We start from the raw sequence: 17544 nt of genomic DNA on the forward strand, positions 1-17544 counted from the left end.
GTTTATCCTGTTCCGACCCCACGCCTTCAATCCTATGCCGTGGTACTGACTAAACTGGAGGCTGCATCCGGCGTCAACACCAGGAGGACTGTCCCTGTGAAGGTAATTGGAAAGCTCAAGCCTGCGGGCTGCGCCGTTATGGTGGCTGGCGCAATGCTGGCCCTGGCGGCGTGCACCCCGGCCGATCCCGGCGGCGCGGCCACCGGGACCGCCAGCGCTTCAGCTTCCGCCACGGGGCAGGTAACCACCACGGCACCGGCCAGCCCGTCGGCGTCGCCCGGGACCACCGCGGCCGTCGGTGCCCTCGTCGCCGGGTTCCCGGAAAAGCTGCTTCCCGTGATGCCGGGGGCGAGGGTGGTCTCGAGCAGCTTCGACAAGACGACCACTCCGGCCACGGCAGCGTTGGTGGGCAATATCGGCTCGCCGGCCGCCGACGTCGTTTCCTTTTACACGAAGGCGCTGGAGGCCCAGGGATTCAAAGCGGTGCCCGGGGAGAACGTGGGCGCGGTCGCGTCAAAGGATTTCCTGCGCGGTGACAACGAGACGGTGAACATCGCCGTGGTGGAAACCGGCGGGGTCTCCACGTTCACCATCGGCGCCAACGTCGCAGCCGAGTCCGCCAAGTGACGGTCGCAGAGCAGCTGCGCCTGGAGCAGACGGCCTTCGTGGCCGCCGTCGCCGGCAAGCTCACTGATTTCCTTGCCACCCGCCAGTCGGTCATGTCCGCCATTTCCCAGGACATTGATCCGCTCATGGGCTCCATCTCAAACCTGGTCACCGGTGGCAAAAGGCTGCGAGCCCTGATGTGCTATTGGGGCTGGCGCGGTGCCGGTGGCGAGGCTGCTGCCACCGAAGTGGTTACTGCCGGATCCGCCCTGGAACTTTTCCAAGCGGCGGCACTGATCCACGATGACATTATTGACCGTTCGGATACGCGGCGCGGTGGCCCCAGTGTTCACCGACGCTTCAGCCAACTGCATGAAGCGCAGGGCTGGGCCCTGGACAGTGAACGGTTCGGCCATGCCGCAGCCATCCTGACCGGTGACCTCTGCCTCTCCTTCAGCGAGGAGACGTTTACCGAAATAGGCGAGGCGGCAGCATCTGGCAGCCGGGCCCGGCTGATCTTCAACCTGATGCGGGCCGAAGTGATGGCCGGGCAATACCTTGACATCCTGGAAGAAGTGGCCGGCCCCATGCGCGACCGCGCCGGGGCTGTCAGCCGGGCCCAGTCAATCATCCGGTTCAAATCGGCGAAGTATTCGACTGAGCACCCGCTGGCCCTCGGAGGCGCCCTGGCGGGCGCGTCCGATGAACTGCTCCGCGGCTATTCCGCATTCGCCTTGCCGCTCGGCGAGGCCTTCCAGCTCCGTGACGATGTACTCGGAGTCTTCGGTGATCCGGTTACCACCGGGAAGCCGGCCGGCGATGACCTGAGGGAAGGCAAACGAACGGTCCTGGTTGCCTTCGCCCTCGACCAGGCGTCTCCGGCGGAGTCCAGCTTCCTCGATGCACGACTCGGAAGCCCGGACCTGTCCGACGGCGATGTGGAGGAAATCCGGCGCATCATTGTGGACTGCGGTGCGCTCCAGGCCACTGAAGTCCTGATTGAGGAATTCGGCCGCGCAGCTTTCACGGAACTGGACCTGCTGCCGCTGGAAGACCTGCCTAAGACGGCCCTGCGGAAACTTGCCGAGGCAACTGTCAGCCGCGCCGCCTGACATATCGGAACGGCCCCTGCGCTTGGACTCGTCCAAGCACAGGGGCCGTTCCGGTACTGCCTGCGGGGTACTACCAGGCGAGGGACTGTGCCCGGCGGCGGATCTCCGTTTTGCGGCCTTCGCGCAGTGCGTCAATCGGGCGGCCCCGAAGTGATTCATCCGGAGTAAAGAGCCAGGTAATGAGTTCCTCGTCGGAATAGCCGGCATCGGACAGGACCACGATGGTCCCTTTCAGGCTTTCGACCGGATGGCCGTCCTGCATAAAGTCGGCGGGTACGGACCTGATTCGACGATCGCCGACCCGGAGGGCCACCAGCGCCTTTTCGTCCAATAATCCGTGGACCTTCGTGATGGAAACGTTCATCATTTCTGCAACGTCGGGCAGCGGCAGCCAGTCGCCTACAAGGCTTTCTACAGTACTCACGGATCAAGATTGCCACGGAGGGTGCTATTGCGCCTAGTCGTCGCGATTCGGGGGGCGTGGCCCGTGAATCGACACTCCGCAAATAGGCATATATCCAGTGCCAGACATTTCTTGTGCTAATCGATAATTCGTGAGAGATTCACATAGATCACATTTGCATCAACACTAACTTTAGTAACACTAGTATCATTCGTAACACCGGCCTGACCGACAGCATTCGCCGCTGAGAAGAGGATCATCCCCATGACCACGCCCCGATCGCCAAAGCAGCACCCCAGGCCGAGCCTGCCTATGATTGCGGCGACCACGGCCGCCCTTCCCGCAGTAGTCCTCTCTTCGCTGGCCATCGCGCAGCCGGCAGCGGCGGAATCGCGCCCGCGGACCGTGCCCGCGACCCTGGCGGCTGCCATGCAGGCCCAGGAAGCGGCGCTGAAGTCAGGCGTCATTCCGGCCGGATCCGTTTCCACTTCCCTCCCGGCCTCCCTCCGGCCCGCCCAGCCCTCCGCGCCTGCCGAATACACTATTGCGCGCGGCGACACCATCAGCGGCATTGCAGGTCGCTACGGCCTCGACACCTACGCCGTCCTGAAGCTGAACAACCTGCAGCCGAACACCGTTATTTACCCGGGGCAGAAGATCAAGCTGACCGGTTCGGCTTCCGCTCCGGCCTCCTCCGCTCCAGCCGCCAAGCCGGCGGCCCCCGCCCTGGCCAGCTCCGGGGGAAGCGTTTACACCGTTAAGTCCGGTGACACCCTCGGCGCCATCTCCGCGCGGCACGGCGTCAAGCTGTCCGAGGTGTTGAGCTGGAACGGCCTCAACATGAACTCCGTGATCCACCCGGGTCAGAAAATCAAGATCGGCAGCGGCCAGGCCTCGGCACCGGCTGCTTCCGCCCCGGCGGCCAAGCCCGCTCCTGCGGCGGCTCCGGCTCCTGCTGCCAGCTCGGGCTCTTACACGGTGAAGTCCGGCGATACGCTCTCCGCCATCGCCGCCAAGCACGGGGTCAAGCTGTCCGAGATCCTGTCCGCGAACAAGCTGACCATGAGCAGCGTGATCTACCCCGGCAACAAGCTGGTCATCCCCGGCGCTTCGATCCAGCCGGCCGCGAGCGTCACTCCCCTGGTGCCCAGTTCGTTCCTCGGCTTCACCTACCCGGCCGCAGTGGTCTCCTCCGCCAACCAGAACAAGGCACTGCTCAACGCTTCGCCAGTACCCTCCAGGGAACAGATGAAGTCGATCGTCGCGGACACGGCACGCCGCATGGGCGTGGATCCTTCCCTGGCCCTGGCCTTCGCCTACCAGGAGTCCGGCTTCGACCAGCGCGCTGTCTCGCCGGCCAACGCCATCGGCACCATGCAGGTCATCCCGACGTCGGGCGAATGGGCCTCAGACCTCGTGGGCCGCAAGCTGAACCTGCTCGATCCCTATGACAACGCTACCGCCGGTGTAGCCATCATCCGCCAGCTGACCCGCACCAGCAAGGACATGGACCACGCCATTGCCGGCTACTACCAGGGCCAGTACTCCGTCAGCAAATACGGCATGTACGACGACACCAAGGCGTACGTTGCAGCGATCAAGGCGCACAAAAAGAACTTCAGCTGATTTGTCTCCGGTACTCGTGCAGCGAGTGCCGGGAGGGTAACGATACGGGTCCGGATCGCATGTCGATTCGGGCCCGTTTCCTTGTAGCACTTAGGATCGTAGGGTGCAGGAAAAAGTGTCGGACTCCCTCGTTGGAACGCTGGTGGACAACCGCTACCGGGTTCAGTCCAGGCTGGCGCGCGGCGGCATGTCCACCGTTTACCTTGCTACGGACCAGAGGCTGGAGCGCGACGTTGCACTCAAGGTCCTGCATCCGCACCTCGTCAATGACGGCAACTTCCTGGACAGGCTGGGCCGGGAGGCAAAAGCGGCGGCCAAGCTGTCCCATGCCCATGTGGTGGGCGTCCTTGACCAGGGCAGCGACGGGCACACTGCCTACCTGGTGATGGAGTACATCAAGGGCCACACGCTCCGGGACGTCATCAAGGAGAAGGGGGCGTTGTCTCCCCGGCTCGCACTGGCACTGATCGACCCCGTGGTGGAAGGACTCGGAGCCGCCCACGCGGCGGGACTGATCCACCGGGACATCAAACCTGAAAACGTGCTGATCGCCGACGACGGCCGGATCAAGGTCGGTGACTTCGGCCTGGCCCGCGCGGTCACCACCTCAACGAGCACCGGCGCCCTGATCGGCACTGTGGCCTACCTGTCACCGGAGCTTGTGCTCGGCAGGCAGGCGGACGCCCGCAGCGATATCTACTCGGTGGGCATCATGCTGTACGAAATGCTCACCGGCAAGCAGCCGTTCGACGGCGAGGTCCCCATCCAGGTGGCCTATCAGCACGTGAATTCCTCGGTGGAGGCGCCCTCGGCGGTGGTTCCAGGGCTGGCCGCCGAAGTGGACGAACTGGTGCAGTGGTGCACGGCCAGGGACCCCGAACAGCGCCCGGTGGACGGCAACGCGCTCCTCGCGGAGCTCAGGCACATCCGTACCAACCTGACCGACGCGGAACTTGATCTCCAGCCCCCTGCGGCCATCGCCGCCGTCGCCCATGCTCCGGCGCGCCTCCGCCCGCCTGCACTCCCTCCCGCCACCCCTCCGTCCGGCAAAGAGAAGTCCGGGCCGCAGTCCCCCGGCCGCCAGGACCAAACGGAAATCCTGTCCGCCGGGCAACATCCCACCGAAATCATCACCCGCCAAAGCAATCCCACGACGGTGCTTTCGGCGTCGGGACGGCGGCCGGGCCAGTTCGGCGCACTGGCGGCTCCCTCGGACCCGGAACCCGCCTTCGGGGACGCAGACGATGACGGGCCGGACACCGCCGTCCCCCTGAGCAAACGGGCGCTCCGCAAACAGGACCGCGACGCCGCACGGGCGCAGTCGAAGGCGGCATCAACCCCGGTCCGGTCCCTCCGCGAAGGGAACCCCCGTCGTCGCGGCATCCTCTGGATCATCATCCTGGTGATCGCCGCCCTGCTGGCAACGGGCGCCGGCTGGTTCTTCGGCATGGGCCCCGGCTCGCCCGCGACCATTCCCCGGGTTGCCAACAAAACCGTGGCCGAGGCCCAGCAACTGCTGGGCACCGCGGGGTTCCAGTCCACCACCAAGGACGTATTCGACGACGACATCCGGTCCGGTCTTGTCGTGGGCACTGAACCTGAAGCGGGGCGGGAAATCCGCAAGTTCCAGGTGGTGTCGCTGTTCGTTTCCAAGGGGCCCCAGCTCTTTCCCCTGCCCGGAATGGCGGGAAAGTCTCTGGACGAGGCAAAGAACGATCTCAACAGGGCCGAGATGGCCTTGGGCACCGTCACGGAGGCCTACAACGAAACTGAGCCGGCAGGTACCGTCCTCGCCCAGGACCCGGCGGCTGCCACCCCCGCCCGGCGTGGCACTCCCGTCAGCCTGACGGTCTCCAAAGGACCCGAACCCATTGCCGTCCCCGACGTCCGCGGGCAGGAGCAGGGGGCGGCGGTCAAAGCCCTTGAGGCCGCGGGACTGACAGCCGTCATTTCGCCCGAAACAGTCAACGACAAGAAGGTGCCCAAGGGGGCGGTCGTAGCGCAGGACCCGTCGTCCGGTACGCTCACCCGGGGCAAGCCTGTCACCCTCACCGTGTCCAAGGGCCCCAAGCTCGTGGAGGTTCCCAGCTACATCGGCAAGCAGGCCGATGATGCCCGCAAGGCTTTGGAGAAACTCGGATTCGAAGTCCGGGTGAACAACATCCTGGGCGGATTCTTCGGAACAGTGCGGGACCAGGACCCGGTAAACGAACAGGTGCCCGAAGGTTCCGTCATCACGCTCACCGTCGTCTGACGAAAGGCTCCCGCCTGACGGACGACTCAAACCGCTACTACGAAAAAGCTCCGCCCGGCTGGTACCGGGCGGAGCTTTTGCGTCTCTCAGCTGTTTTTCACGCTAACAGGCAGCGGCTCAGCGCTTGGACAGCGCCCCTGCGACAAGGAAGGCCATCTCCAGGGACTGCATGTGGTTCAGCCGCGGATCGCAGACTGATTCGTAGCGGTCCAGGAAGGCTTCCTGGTCGATGGGGTCGGCGCCGCCGAGGCACTCCGCCACGTCGTCCCCGGTCATCTCGACATGCAGGCCGCCCGGAACGGTTCCGAGCGAGTGATGGACCTCGAAGAAGCCGCGCACTTCGTCGATGACGTCGTCGAAGTTGCGCGTCTTGTAGCCGTTGGGCGATGTGACGGTATTGCCGTGCATGGGGTCGGTAACCCACAGAACCTGCGCGCCGGAGGCCGTGACCTTCTCAACGATTGCGGGGAGCTTTTCACGGATGTTGCCCGCGCCCATCCGCGTGATGAAGGTCAGCCGGCCGGGCTCGCGGTCCGGGTCCACTTTGTCGATGAGCCGCAGGGCGTCGTCCCCGGAGGTCTTGGGACCCAGCTTGACGCCGATCGGGTTGCGGACGCGGGACAGGAAGTCGACGTGGGCGTGGTCCAGTTCGCGGGTGCGTTCACCGATCCAGAGGAAATGCGCCGAAGTGTCGTACGGGAGTCCCGTGCGGGAATCGATGCGGGTCAGGGCGCGCTCGTAATCAAGCAGCAGCGCCTCGTGGCTCGCGAAGAACTCGACGCGCTTCAAGGCCTCGAAGTCGGCGCCGCAGGAAGCCATGAACTTGATGGCCCGGTCAATGTCGCGTGCCAGTGACTCGTAGCGGGCGTGGGCCGGGTTCTCGGTGAAGCCTTTGTTCCAGTGGTGCACCAGGCGCAGGTCAGCGAAGCCGCCCTGCGTGAAGGCCCGGATGAGGTTCAGCGTGGAGGCCGACGTGTGATAGGCCTTCAGCATCCGGCCCGCGTCGTGGGCACGGGATTCCGGAGTGAAATCGTAGCCGTTGACGATGTCGCCGCGGTAGGCCGGGAGGGTCACGCCGTCGCGCGTTTCGTCGTTGGAGGAGCGCGGCTTGGCGAACTGGCCAGCCATGCGGCCCATTTTGATGACCGGCATCGCAGCGCCATATGTCAGGACGACGGCCATCTGCAGGATGGTCTTCACCCTCGCGCTGATCTTGTCCGCCGTTGCTGCCTCGAACGTTTCGGCGCAATCTCCGCCCTGGAGCAGGAACGCCTTGCCCTGCGCAGCAGCGGCGAGCCTTTCGCGAAGGATGTCCACCTCGCCGGCGAAGACGAGCGGCGGAAGGACGGAGAGTTCCCTCACGGAGGCGTCAAAGACCTCTTTGTTTTGCCAGCTGGGCTGCTGGGAAACCGGCAGTTCCCGCCAGTGGTCCAGTCCCGGATAGTTGGCGGCACCGCTCTGGGCAGTACTGGTCAGCAGGGAGGCAGGTTTTGCAGATAGCTCAGTCACACTACAAGACTAGTTCCCGCATCCGGGTTTCCGCACCGCACCCGTCATTCGGCCCGAAGTTCCGTCACAGAACCCCGTCACGATTTTCCGGGCTCCGCGGGACCTGTGCCGCCGGCGCCGTCGCCTGAGCCGGTGCCGTCGCTGGTGGGTTTGCCCGCCAGCCGCAATTTGACCACCGCCGCGTACTCGTCCACATACTCCTGCCCGGACAGGCGCATGAGTTCATACATGATTTCGTCGGTGACGGACCGCTGGATCAGGCGGTCTTCTTCCATCCCGTAGTAGCGGCTGAAGTCCAGCGGTTCGCCGAAGATCATGCCGATGCGCCTGATGTTCGGCATCCGTTTGCCGATCGGCTGGACCTTGTCCGTCCCGATCATCGCAACGGGGATCACCGGAACCCTCGCCTGCAGGGCGAGCTTGGCGACACCGACCTTGCCTCGGTAAAGCCTTGAATCCGGACTGCGGGTTCCCTCCGGATAAATGCCCAGCAGCGATCCGTGCGAGAGGACGTCCATGCCGGCGTTGAGCGAAGCCGCGGAGGCCGCTCCCCCGGACCGGTCCATGGGGAGCTGGTTTGTCAGGCGGAAGAACAGCGCCGTCAGCCTGCCTTTGAGCCCGGTGCCGGTGAAGTATTCCGACTTGGCCAGGAAGATCACGGGACGAGGAACCATCAGGGGCATGAAGATGGAGTCGGAGAACGACAGATGGTTGGAAGCCAGGATGGCGGCGCCGTCGGCCGGGACGTTGTCCAGCCCCTTGACCCAGGGCCGGAACAGGAGCTTGAGCACCGGCCCCAGGACGAACGTCTTCATGAACCAATAAAACACGTGGTGTACCTCTCCGGAAGGCGTCTGGCCGGCCCTCCGTCGGGTCCGGCCAGGACTTCAATGCAACCCTACTCTAGTGAGATTTGTGCCGAATGATGACACGATGGGCATATGAGAGAAAGCAGCAAACCGACGGTGCCTGCCACTTTCAGCTACCCCGGCCATGGACCGAACTCCCGGATCGGCGTTGCCATTTGCCACGGTTTCACCGGGAGTCCACTCAGCGTCATGCCATGGGCCCTGCACCTCGCGGAACAGGGCTTCGCCGTCTCAGTCCCCCTCCTGCCCGGGCACGGGACTGACTGGCGTGAGCTGGCCCGTTCGGGCTGGCATGACTGGGCCGATGCGTTTGAGGCCGCCTATCTCGAGCTCGCGGACCGTACCGACGCCTGCTACGTCGCCGGGCTCTCCATGGGCGGCGCCGTCGCCCTGCGCACCGCGTCCCGCCACCCTGTGGCCGGCGTGGTCGTGGTCAATCCCGGGCTCAGCTTCTACGACCGCAGGGTTCGGGTCATCGGCATCCTGAAGTACTTCCAGCGGACCACCCTTCCGATCGTGGAGGCCAACCCCACCGCGGCCGTCACTGACGACGGCGACTATTCGCAGACTCCGCTGGCCGCTGTCCACCAGCTGAAGAAGCTGTTCGTTGCCACCCGCCGTGGACTGCCCCGTGTGACGGCCCCGGTCCTGGTGTTCAAGTCGGACACGGACGACGTCGTCCCGCCGACCTCCCTTCAAATGATCCGGCGCCGGCTGGGCTCGGCCGAGCTTCAGGTGGTGCCACTGCCCAACAGCGGACATGTGGCCACGCTGGACAACGACGCCCCGGCGATCCTCAAGGATTCGACCACCTTCTTCCACAAGCACGCGCCGCATCACGTACCTTCGGAGACATCATGAGCATCGCCGACCACAGCCCCTTGAGTACCCCTTTCACCGGCGACGGGCCATCGATCGGCGTTGCGGTTTCCCACGGTTTTACCGGAAGCCCGCACGGCGTGCGCGCCTGGGCCCAATCATTGGCCGAAGCCGGGTTTGCCGTGCGGATGCCGCTCCTGCCGGGGCATGGCACCAGCTGGCAGGAACTTGCCAGGACCCGCTGGCAGGACTGGTATGCCGCCTACGACGCCGCCTACCTGGAGCTCGAAGCGGAATGCGACCATGTGTTTTCGGCCGGCCTGTCCATGGGAGGGGCCCTGGCCTTGAGGGTGGCGGCGCTGCGCCCGGTGGCGGGCACGATTGTGGTCAACCCGGGCCTGGTCATTGACGATCCCCGGGCGCCGCTTGCCGGCATCCTGAAGCTGGTCATGAAAAGCACGCCGGCCATCGCGAACGACATCCTCAAACCGGACACGGACGAGGGCGCCTACCCGCGGACACCGGTGGCGGCGGCCCACGAGCTCAACAAGATGTTCAAGGACACCCGGCGGCTGCTTCCGCGGATCACCGCACCAGTGCGCGTGTTCCGCTCCACAGTGGACCATGTGGTGTCCGACTCGAGCATCCTGGCTCTGCGCCGGGGCCTCACGAACGCCCCGTTGCAAGTGACTGCCTTGGAAAACAGCTACCACGTGGCCACCCTGGACCATGATGCCGACCGGATCTTCAGCGGGACCGCGGACTTCATCCGCGCGGTCGTGTCCGGACACGGTGTTGCCGGAAACATCGATGCTTCCCCCGCCAGCCCTGAAGGACACAGCCGATGACCAGATCCGACTCCAACTCCTCGGACCAAAGCGCCAACCAGGACGATGCCGTATGGCTCGACCTGGTTGCCCGGCTCGAGGGCACCGACGCCCCGGCCACCGGCACGCCCGCTCCGGGCGGGGATGATGGCGGACCCCGGAGACGGCCCTTCCGCGACTTCGATCCGCTGGGCCTCTCCGGCGCCGCTCCGGCCGAGCCCTCGGCATCCGAACGGCAGGCTGCTGCGCGGGCGCCGCTCCCGGGCGCGGATGACACCGGAACGGACAACGCAGCAACGGACAGCGCACGCCCAGTCAACGGCCCGCGCGACTATGAGGCCGAGGACGACGAGCCGTTCATTCCGGAAGAACCGCCGAGCCTGGCAGGCACTGATCCCCTCACCATGCTGGCCTGGCTGGGGGCAGTGGGCGGACCCGTCGCCCTGGTCCTCGCCGCCATGTTTTGGCGCTCGGCGCCACTGATGGCAATTTTGGGAATCGTCGCTGCCTTCGTGCTGTCGGTGATCTACCTGATCATGCAGCTGCCGCAGGAAAAGGACGAGCACGACGACGGCGCACGGGTTTAGCTGTCCGGTTGAGGGCTGCTGATTTCGCGGTTAGCCGTGCATCCGGCTGCTGACCCGGGACAGGTCCGCGGCGCCGATCAGCCCGGCGTTGGGCCCCAGCGCTGCCAGGGCAATTTCGGCTGCCGGACGGAATCCGCGGCCGGTCAGGTTCCGGGCAAAAGCCTTCCGGGCCGGCGCCACCAGCAGTTCGCCGGCGTCGCACAGGCCTCCGCCGATTACGAACTTGCCGGGATCCAGCGCGGCCGCCAGGTTGGCGAGCCCCAGTCCCAGCCACTCTCCGACGTCCTCCAGCAGTTCCCGGGAGGTGGGGTCCCCTGCCTTGGCCAGTTCCGTCACGATGACTCCGGTAATCCGGTCCACCTGCCCGTCCACGGCCTTCAGGAGTTCCTGCGCCACCGGCGAATTGGCGGCAGCCAGCTCGCGGGCTTCGCGGCCGAGGGCGTTTCCGGATGCGTATTGTTCCCAGCAGCCTCGGTTGCCGCATTCGCAACGGTGGCCGCCGGGCATGATGATCTGGTGGCCGAATTCGCCCGCAACGCCAAAACGTCCGCGCTCCAGCCGGCCGTCCATCACCATGGCACCGCCGATGCCGGTGCCGAGCGTGATGCACACGAGCCGGTTCTGTCCCTGACCGGCACCAAAGCGCCACTCCGCCCATGCGGCGGCGTCGGCGTCGTTCGTCAGGAGGACCGGCCTGCGCAGCAGGCGCTGGAGGTTGTCCCGCAGGGGCTCATTGCGCCAGGCGAGGTGCGGGCTGAACAGCACCGTCCCGCCGTCGAGGTCCATCCAGCCGGCCGCGCCGATTCCCACTGACCAGATGCGGTGGCCGCGGCTCAACTCCTCCACGAGTTCCACAATCACCTGTTCCACTGCCCGGGGGTCGTTGCCCGGAGTAGAGCGCCGGGCCTGGCTCAGGATCCTGCCGTCGGCATCCACTACGCCGGCGGCAACCTTGGTGCCACCGATATCGACGCCGATGGCCAGGCCCTTGCGCCCCAGCCGGAGGTGCTCGCGGAAGGTCTGGCTTGCGGCCAGCGCTTCCTGCCCCTCAGGCTTCCTGCGCCGCCACGCGGCCGTCCGTCGAAAGGGTCTGGGCGCGGCGCCGGGCGAAGGAGTATGCATGGTTCCCCATTCTATTGCCCGCCCCTTATATTCCGGCGCGGTCCGCCTGCGGGACACGACTCCCGAAGGGCCGGGGGTGGCGGGTGCCAGGCCCTTGACCGTAAAGTTACTCGCCAGTAGGTGAAACAGAACACACCTCCGCAGCGGGCGTACTAGTGTTAGCAGTACCCCCTGCGGGTCTATGGATAACAAAGGAGCTATCGTGCGCGAATTCAGTGTTCCGCCCTTGGTGAATGTACCCCCGGAAACCAACATCACCGACCTGGTGCTGCGGCAGGCCGCCAAGGCCTCGAACCCTTCCCTGTATTCGAGGCTCGATGCCGCCGGACAGTGGCAGGACATTTCCGCCACCGATTTCCTCGCCGACGTCCGCGTGCTTGCCAAGGGCCTCATGGCCAGCGGCGTCGCGGCCGGCGACCGCGTGGGCATCATGTCCCGCACACGGTATGAGTGGGCGCTGGTGGATTTTGCGATCTGGTTCGCCGGCGGCGTCTCCGTTCCCATCTACGAAACATCCTCGCCCAGCCAGGTTGCCTGGAACCTGGGCGATTCAGGGGCCGTTGCCGCGTTCGGTGAGTCGGCGCACCACGAGGACGTCATCCGGCAGGCCGCCACGTCCGAGGGGCTCTCCTCCCTCGCCCACGTCTGGCAGCTGGAGGGCGCGGGGCTGGACGAACTCCGCGCCGCCGGAACCGCCGTCAGCGACGACGAACTGGAAGCCCGCCGGAGCCAGGCTTCGCTTGCCGACGTGGCGACGATCATCTACACCTCCGGCACCACCGGCAGGCCCAAGGGTTGCGAACTGACCCACGGAAACTTCGTGGAGCTTTCGGAGAACGCGCTGGCCACTTCGCTGTCCGGCATTGTCCACGAACAAGCGCGGACCATCATGTTCCTGCCGCTGGCCCACGTGTTCGCCCGGTTCATCTCGGTCCTTGCCGTGGCGGCCGGCGTTACGGTGGCGCACACTCCGGACATCAAGCACCTTTTGCCGGATCTGCAGAGCTACAAGCCCACGTTCATCCTCGCGGTGCCGCGCGTGTTCGAAAAGGTCTACAACTCGGCCATGACGAAGGCGGAGGACGGTGGCAAGGGCGCCATCTTCCACAAGGCAGCCGACACCGCCATCGCCTACTCCCGCGCCCGCCAGGCCGGGTCGATCGGCTTTGGCCTCAAGCTCCGCCACGCGCTGTTCGACAAGCTCGTGTACAGCAAGCTGCGCGCAGCCATGGGCGGCCAGGTGGCCCACGCCGTTTCCGGCGGCGGCCCGCTGGGCGAACGCCTGGGGCACTTCTTCCAGGGCATCGGCATGCAGATCCTCGAAGGCTACGGCCTGACCGAGACCACGGCTCCGATCACCGTGAACACGCCTGACCTCATCAGGATCGGCACGGTCGGGGCTCCCCTGCCGGGGAATGCAGTGAAGATAGCCGACGACGGCGAGATCCTCGCGAAGGGCGTCTGCGTGATGCGCGGCTACTACAAGCGCGATGACCTGGCAGCCGACACGTTCGTGGACGGATGGTTCCGTACCGGCGACATCGGACAAATGGACGATGACGGCTTCCTGACCATCACGGGCCGCAAGAAGGAAATCATCGTGACGGCCAGCGGCAAAAACGTGGTGCCTGCTCTGCTCGAAGACCAGATCCGCGCCGACGCCCTGGTTTCGCAGGTGCTCGTTGTCGGCGACAACATGCCGTTCATCGGCGCGTTGGTGACCCTCGACGAGGAAGCCCTGCCAGGGTGGCTGCAGCGGCACGGCCTGCCGGCTTCCACCACCCTCGCGGAAGCCGCGGACCACCCTGTGGTCAAGGCCGCCGTCCAGGACCTCATCACCCGCGCCAACCAGTCCGTGTCCCAGGCTGAAGCCATCAAGTCGTTCCGGATTGTGCCGTCCGACTTCACGGAGGCTTCCGGCCACCTGACCCCGTCCATGAAGGTCAAGCGGGCCCAGGTGATGAAGGACTTCGAAGCGGTCATCGGGGAGATGTACGCTTCTCCGCGCCCGGCCCGTACGGAGCCGTCCGGACAGCACTAAAGGGTACGCCGGCACAACAAAAGGGAGGTCCTCCCGGTTCGCACTGAACCGGGAGGACCTCCCTTTTGTGGTCTTACTCGGGCTTGTTGCCTTACTCGACGACGAGCAGCAGGTCCCCGCCCTGGACCTGTTCCACGGCCCCGACAGCGAGGCGTCCGACCGTTCCGGCCACCGGCGTCGTGATGGACGCCTCCATTTTCATGGCCTCAATGGTGGCAACGGTATCGCCGGCGTTGACCGCGTCCCCCACCTTGACCGTAAGTGTCACGGCTCCGGCGAACGGTGCGGCGACGTGGCCCGGCTGGCTTACATCCGCCTTCTCTGCTGCCTTGACGTTGCTGACCACGGAACGGTCGCGGACCACCACCGGCCTGGACTGGCCGTTGAGCGTGCACATGACAGTGCGCATGCCCTTCTCATCCGGCTCCGATACTGCTTCAAGGGAGGCGATCAGGCGAACGCCCTTCTCAAGCTCGATCTCGTGCTCCGCGCCGCGCTGGAGGCCGAAGAGGTAATCGCGGGTGTCCAGGACGGACAGGTTGCCGTAAGTCTCCACGCTCTTCTGGTAGTCCTTGGTGGGACCTTCGAAGAGCAGGCGGTTAAGGGTCTGCTGCCGGGTCTTGGAGTCACCCTTCAGCGCTTCGCTGTCCTCGGCCTTCAATTCGGCGTCGCGCACCTTGATGCTCCGGCCCTGGAGGGCCTTGGTGCGGAACGGCTCCGGCCAGCCTCCGGGGGGATCGCCCAGTTCGCCGGACAGGAAGCCGATCACGGAATCCGGGATGTCATAACTCTGCGGGTTTTCGTTGAAGTCCGCGGGATCAGCGTTGAGGCCGACGAGGTGCAGGGCGAGATCGCCAACCACCTTGGAGGACGGGGTGACTTTCACGAGACGGCCCAGGATGCGGTCCGCTGCCGTATACATGTCCTCGATGGCCTCGAAGCGTTCACCCAGCCCGAGGGCCATCGCCTGCTGCCGGAGGTTGGAGAGCTGGCCGCCGGGGATCTCGTGCTGGTAGACGCGGCCGGTGGGGCCCGGCAGGCCCGACTCGAAGGGTGCGTAGACGCGCCGCACGGCCTCCCAGTAGGGTTCCAGCGAGCTGACCTTGGCCAGGTCCAGGCCAGTGTCGCGCGGCGTGTTTGCCAGGGCGGCGACCAGCGCCGACGCCGAGGGTTGGCTGGTAGTGCCTGCCAGGGAAGCCGACGCGACGTCCACGGCGTCCACGCCTGCGTCCACTGCCGCCAGGAGTGTGGCCAGCTGGCCGCCTGCGGTGTCGTGGGTGTGCAGGTGGACCGGGAGGTCGAACCGTTCCCGCAGGGCTGCCACAAGCTTCGCAGCGGCCGCCGGACGCAACAGCCCTGCCATGTCCTTGATGGCGAGGATGTGGGCACCGGCGTCAACGATCTTCTGCGCCAGCGCCAGGTAGTAGTCCAGCGTGTACAGGTTTTCGTCGGGATTCAGCATGTCACCCGTGTAGCAAAGGGCCACTTCAGCGACGGCGGTGCCGGTGGCCCGGACAGCGCGGATGGCAGGAGCCATCTGGTTCACGTCGTTGAGCGCGTCGAAGATCCGGAAGATGTCGATGCCGGTAGCGGCGGCCTCGTTGACGAATGCAACGGTGACTTCCTCGGGGTACGGCGTATAGCCCACGGTGTTGCGGCCGCGGAGCAGCATCTGGAGGCAGATGTTGGGCAGTGCCTTGCGCAGCGCGGCAAGCCGGTCCCAGGGGTCCTCGCCGAGGAACCGCAGGGCGACGTCATATGTGGCACCGCCCCAGGCTTCCACGGACAGCAGCTCGGGAAGCAGAGCGGACACGGCGGGGCCTGCCGCGACCAGGTCGCGGGTGCGGACCCGGGTGGCCAGCAGGGACTGGTGGGCATCGCGGAACGTGGTGTCCGTCACGGCGACGGCGTTCTGCGCGCGCAGGGCCTTGGCAAAGCCTTCAGGACCCAGCTCGATCAGCCGCTGGCGTGAGCCCTCCGGTGCAGGGGTGTCCCCCACTGCGGGCAGTTTGGCCGCAGGGTTCGAGTGGACCGTGAGTTCCCCGTTGGGCTTGTTGACTGTCACCTCGGCCAGCCAGGTCAGCAGCTTGGTGCCGCGGTCCGCGGAGACACGGGCCTTGAGCAACTCGGGGCGCTGGTCGATGAAGTTGGTGGCCACATCGCCGGCGATGAAGTCCTTATCATCCAGGACGGCCTGCAGGAAGGAAATGTTGGTGGACACGCCGCGGATGCGGAATTCCGCCAGGGCGCGACGGGCGCGCGCCACAGCTGCGGGGTAGTCGCGGCCGCGGCAGGTCAGCTTGACCAGCATGGAGTCGAAGTGCGGGCTGATCTCGGCACCCGAGTACACGGTCCCGCCGTCGAGCCGTACACCGGCACCGCCGGCGGATCGGTAGCCGGTGATCTTGCCGACGTCGGGCCGGAAACCGTTGGCCGGATCCTCCGTGGTGATGCGGCACTGAAGGGCCGCGCCCTTGAGCTGGACCGTCTCCTGGGAGAGGCCCAGGTCGGCCAGCGTCTCGCCGGAGGCGATGCGCAGCTGCGCCTGGACCAGGTCCACGTCCGTCACTTCCTCGGTGACTGTGTGCTCCACCTGGATGCGGGGGTTCATTTCGATAAAGACATGCTGGCCGGCGCGTTCGCCGACGGTGTCCACGAGGAACTCCACGGTTCCGGCGTTGACGTAGTTGAGCGCCTTGGCGAACTTCACGGCATCGCGGTAAAGCGCCTGCCGGATGCCCTCATCCAGGTTGGGGGCCGGCGCGATTTCCACGACTTTCTGGTGGCGGCGCTGGATGGAGCAGTCGCGTTCGAAGAGGTGCATGATGTTGCCCTCGGCATCGGCCAGGATCTGGACCTCGATGTGGCGGGGGCGGAGAACGGCCTGTTCGAGGAACATGGTGGGGTCGCCGAACGCGGCGTCAGCCTCGCGCATGGCAGCCTGCAGCGCTTCCGGGAGAGCCTCACGGGTGTCCACGCGGCGCATGCCGCGACCTCCGCCGCCGGCCACGGCCTTGGCGAAAATGGGGAAACCGATAACGTCTGCGGCGGCGATCAGCTCATCCAGGTCCTTGGAGGGCTGGCTCGACTTGAGGACGGGAACGCCCGCGGCACGTGCCGCCTCCAAGGCGGCAACCTTGTTTCCTGCCAGCTCAAGGACCTCAGCCGGAGGGCCGACGAAGGTGATGCCGGCTTCTTTGGCGGCCCGGGCCAGGCGGGGATTCTCCGAGAGGAATCCGTAGCCGGGGTAGATGGCGTCGGCGCCGGATTCCTTGGCTACCCGGACCACCTCATCCACGTCGAGGTAGGCGCGGACGGGATGGCCCTCTTCGCCGATCAGGTACGCTTCATCAGCCTTCTGGCGGTGGATGGAGTTACGGTCCTCGTTGGGGAACACGGCAACCGTCTTGGCGCCCAGCTCGTAGCCGGCACGGAAGGCGCGGATCGCGATTTCGCCGCGGTTAGCCACCAGAATCTTGGAAAACATACTTCTCCTGCATCATCGCGGGTGTATCGGTAAGTGGTCACAGTGTGTAAGACGGGTGCGTGGAAACACAAATCATTGTGTCGACCATCACAGAATTATCCGTCATGGAGGCAGGATTAGGCAGGCCCCGCCGATCCCGGCCCCCGTCGCCCGCACGGGATCGGGCGGGATGTGCCGCGCACACGCCGGATGAAGCGGGATTCATCACCGCGGCAACATATGATGAGTTGGGGGTGCTTACGCGCGCCCTCCGCTCCGGGGAGCCGGAGCCGGCACTACCCC

13 protein-coding genes are annotated in these 17544 nt (G+C 65.8%); 8 read left to right on the top strand and 5 right to left on the bottom strand.

Going from position 1 to position 17544, the window contains the following annotated elements; translation table 11 throughout:
* The first annotated feature begins 96 nt into the window (after positions 1-96).
* A complete protein-coding gene (locus RW112_RS12875) occupies positions 97-627 on the top strand; it encodes a hypothetical protein (RefSeq protein ID WP_317782141.1) in 531 nt (176 codons plus the stop codon).
* Complete coding sequence (locus RW112_RS12880; protein ID WP_305940496.1) at positions 624-1718, top strand: polyprenyl synthetase family protein; 1095 nt, start codon at positions 624-626, stop codon at positions 1716-1718. Before RW112_RS12875 ends, RW112_RS12880 begins: the two co-directional genes overlap by 4 nt.
* A gap of 70 nt (positions 1719-1788) precedes the next feature.
* On the opposite strand, the gene RW112_RS12885 is transcribed toward RW112_RS12880, so the two are convergent.
* Entirely contained in the window at positions 1789-2142 is a 354-nt protein-coding gene (locus RW112_RS12885; RefSeq protein WP_317782142.1) for an Rv2175c family DNA-binding protein, read from the bottom strand.
* A 243-nt stretch (positions 2143-2385) separates the two neighbouring features.
* Here RW112_RS12885 and RW112_RS12890 point away from each other — a divergent pair, with 243 nt between their 5' ends.
* Together RW112_RS12890 and RW112_RS12895 are read left to right on the top strand one after the other, a co-directional pair.
* A complete protein-coding gene (locus RW112_RS12890) occupies positions 2386-3747 on the top strand; it encodes a LysM peptidoglycan-binding domain-containing protein (protein ID WP_317782143.1) in 1362 nt (453 codons plus the stop codon).
* Positions 3748-3850: 103 nt separating this feature from the next.
* Positions 3851-6001 carry a Stk1 family PASTA domain-containing Ser/Thr kinase gene (locus RW112_RS12895; protein ID WP_317782144.1) on the top strand — a complete coding sequence of 717 codons (2151 nt, stop codon included), beginning with the start codon at positions 3851-3853 and terminating at the stop codon, positions 5999-6001.
* A 117-nt stretch (positions 6002-6118) separates the two neighbouring features.
* Here RW112_RS12895 and RW112_RS12900 read toward each other — a convergent pair whose 3' ends face one another.
* Both RW112_RS12900 and RW112_RS12905 read right to left on the bottom strand, forming a co-directional pair.
* Positions 6119-7510, bottom strand: coding sequence for a class II 3-deoxy-7-phosphoheptulonate synthase (locus RW112_RS12900; RefSeq protein WP_317782145.1), 1392 nt, complete (start codon positions 7508-7510; stop codon positions 6119-6121).
* Positions 7511-7587: 77 nt separating this feature from the next.
* Positions 7588-8340, bottom strand: a complete 753-nt coding sequence (locus RW112_RS12905; protein ID WP_317782146.1) for a lysophospholipid acyltransferase family protein — start codon at positions 8338-8340, stop codon at positions 7588-7590.
* 111 nt (positions 8341-8451) lie between these two features.
* Between RW112_RS12905 and RW112_RS12910 the strand changes: the two genes are divergently transcribed.
* From RW112_RS12910 to RW112_RS12920, 3 genes are read left to right on the top strand one after another with little or no spacing between them, the layout of a single operon-like run.
* Complete coding sequence (locus RW112_RS12910) at positions 8452-9240, top strand: alpha/beta hydrolase (protein WP_317782147.1); 789 nt, start codon at positions 8452-8454, stop codon at positions 9238-9240.
* Positions 9237-10046 (top strand): alpha/beta hydrolase, encoded by an 810-nt coding sequence (locus RW112_RS12915; protein ID WP_411709900.1) that lies wholly within the window; start codon positions 9237-9239, stop codon positions 10044-10046. Before RW112_RS12910 ends, RW112_RS12915 begins: the two co-directional genes overlap by 4 nt.
* On the top strand, positions 10043-10612 hold the full coding sequence (locus RW112_RS12920; RefSeq protein ID WP_317782148.1) for a hypothetical protein: 570 nt from the start codon (positions 10043-10045) through the stop codon (positions 10610-10612). Before RW112_RS12915 ends, RW112_RS12920 begins: the two co-directional genes overlap by 4 nt.
* A 30-nt stretch (positions 10613-10642) precedes the next feature.
* Here RW112_RS12920 and RW112_RS12925 read toward each other — a convergent pair whose 3' ends face one another.
* Positions 10643-11734: an ROK family glucokinase gene (locus RW112_RS12925; protein WP_317782149.1), complete on the bottom strand. Its 1092-nt coding sequence runs from the start codon at positions 11732-11734 to the stop codon at positions 10643-10645.
* 202 nt (positions 11735-11936) lie between these two features.
* Between RW112_RS12925 and RW112_RS12930 the strand changes: the two genes are divergently transcribed.
* Positions 11937-13775, top strand: coding sequence for an AMP-dependent synthetase/ligase (locus RW112_RS12930; RefSeq protein WP_317782150.1), 1839 nt, complete (start codon positions 11937-11939; stop codon positions 13773-13775).
* Between the two features lie 91 nt (positions 13776-13866).
* Here RW112_RS12930 and RW112_RS12935 read toward each other — a convergent pair whose 3' ends face one another.
* The gene (locus RW112_RS12935; protein ID WP_317782151.1) at positions 13867-17262 is read right to left on the bottom strand and encodes a pyruvate carboxylase; all 3396 of its coding nucleotides are present in this window, start codon (positions 17260-17262) and stop codon (positions 13867-13869) included.
* Positions 17263-17544 lie beyond the last annotated feature (282 nt).

Source organism: Arthrobacter sp. B10-11, from assembly GCF_033142195.1.
In the GTDB taxonomy this organism is placed as follows: domain Bacteria; phylum Actinomycetota; class Actinomycetes; order Actinomycetales; family Micrococcaceae; genus Arthrobacter; species Arthrobacter oryzae_C.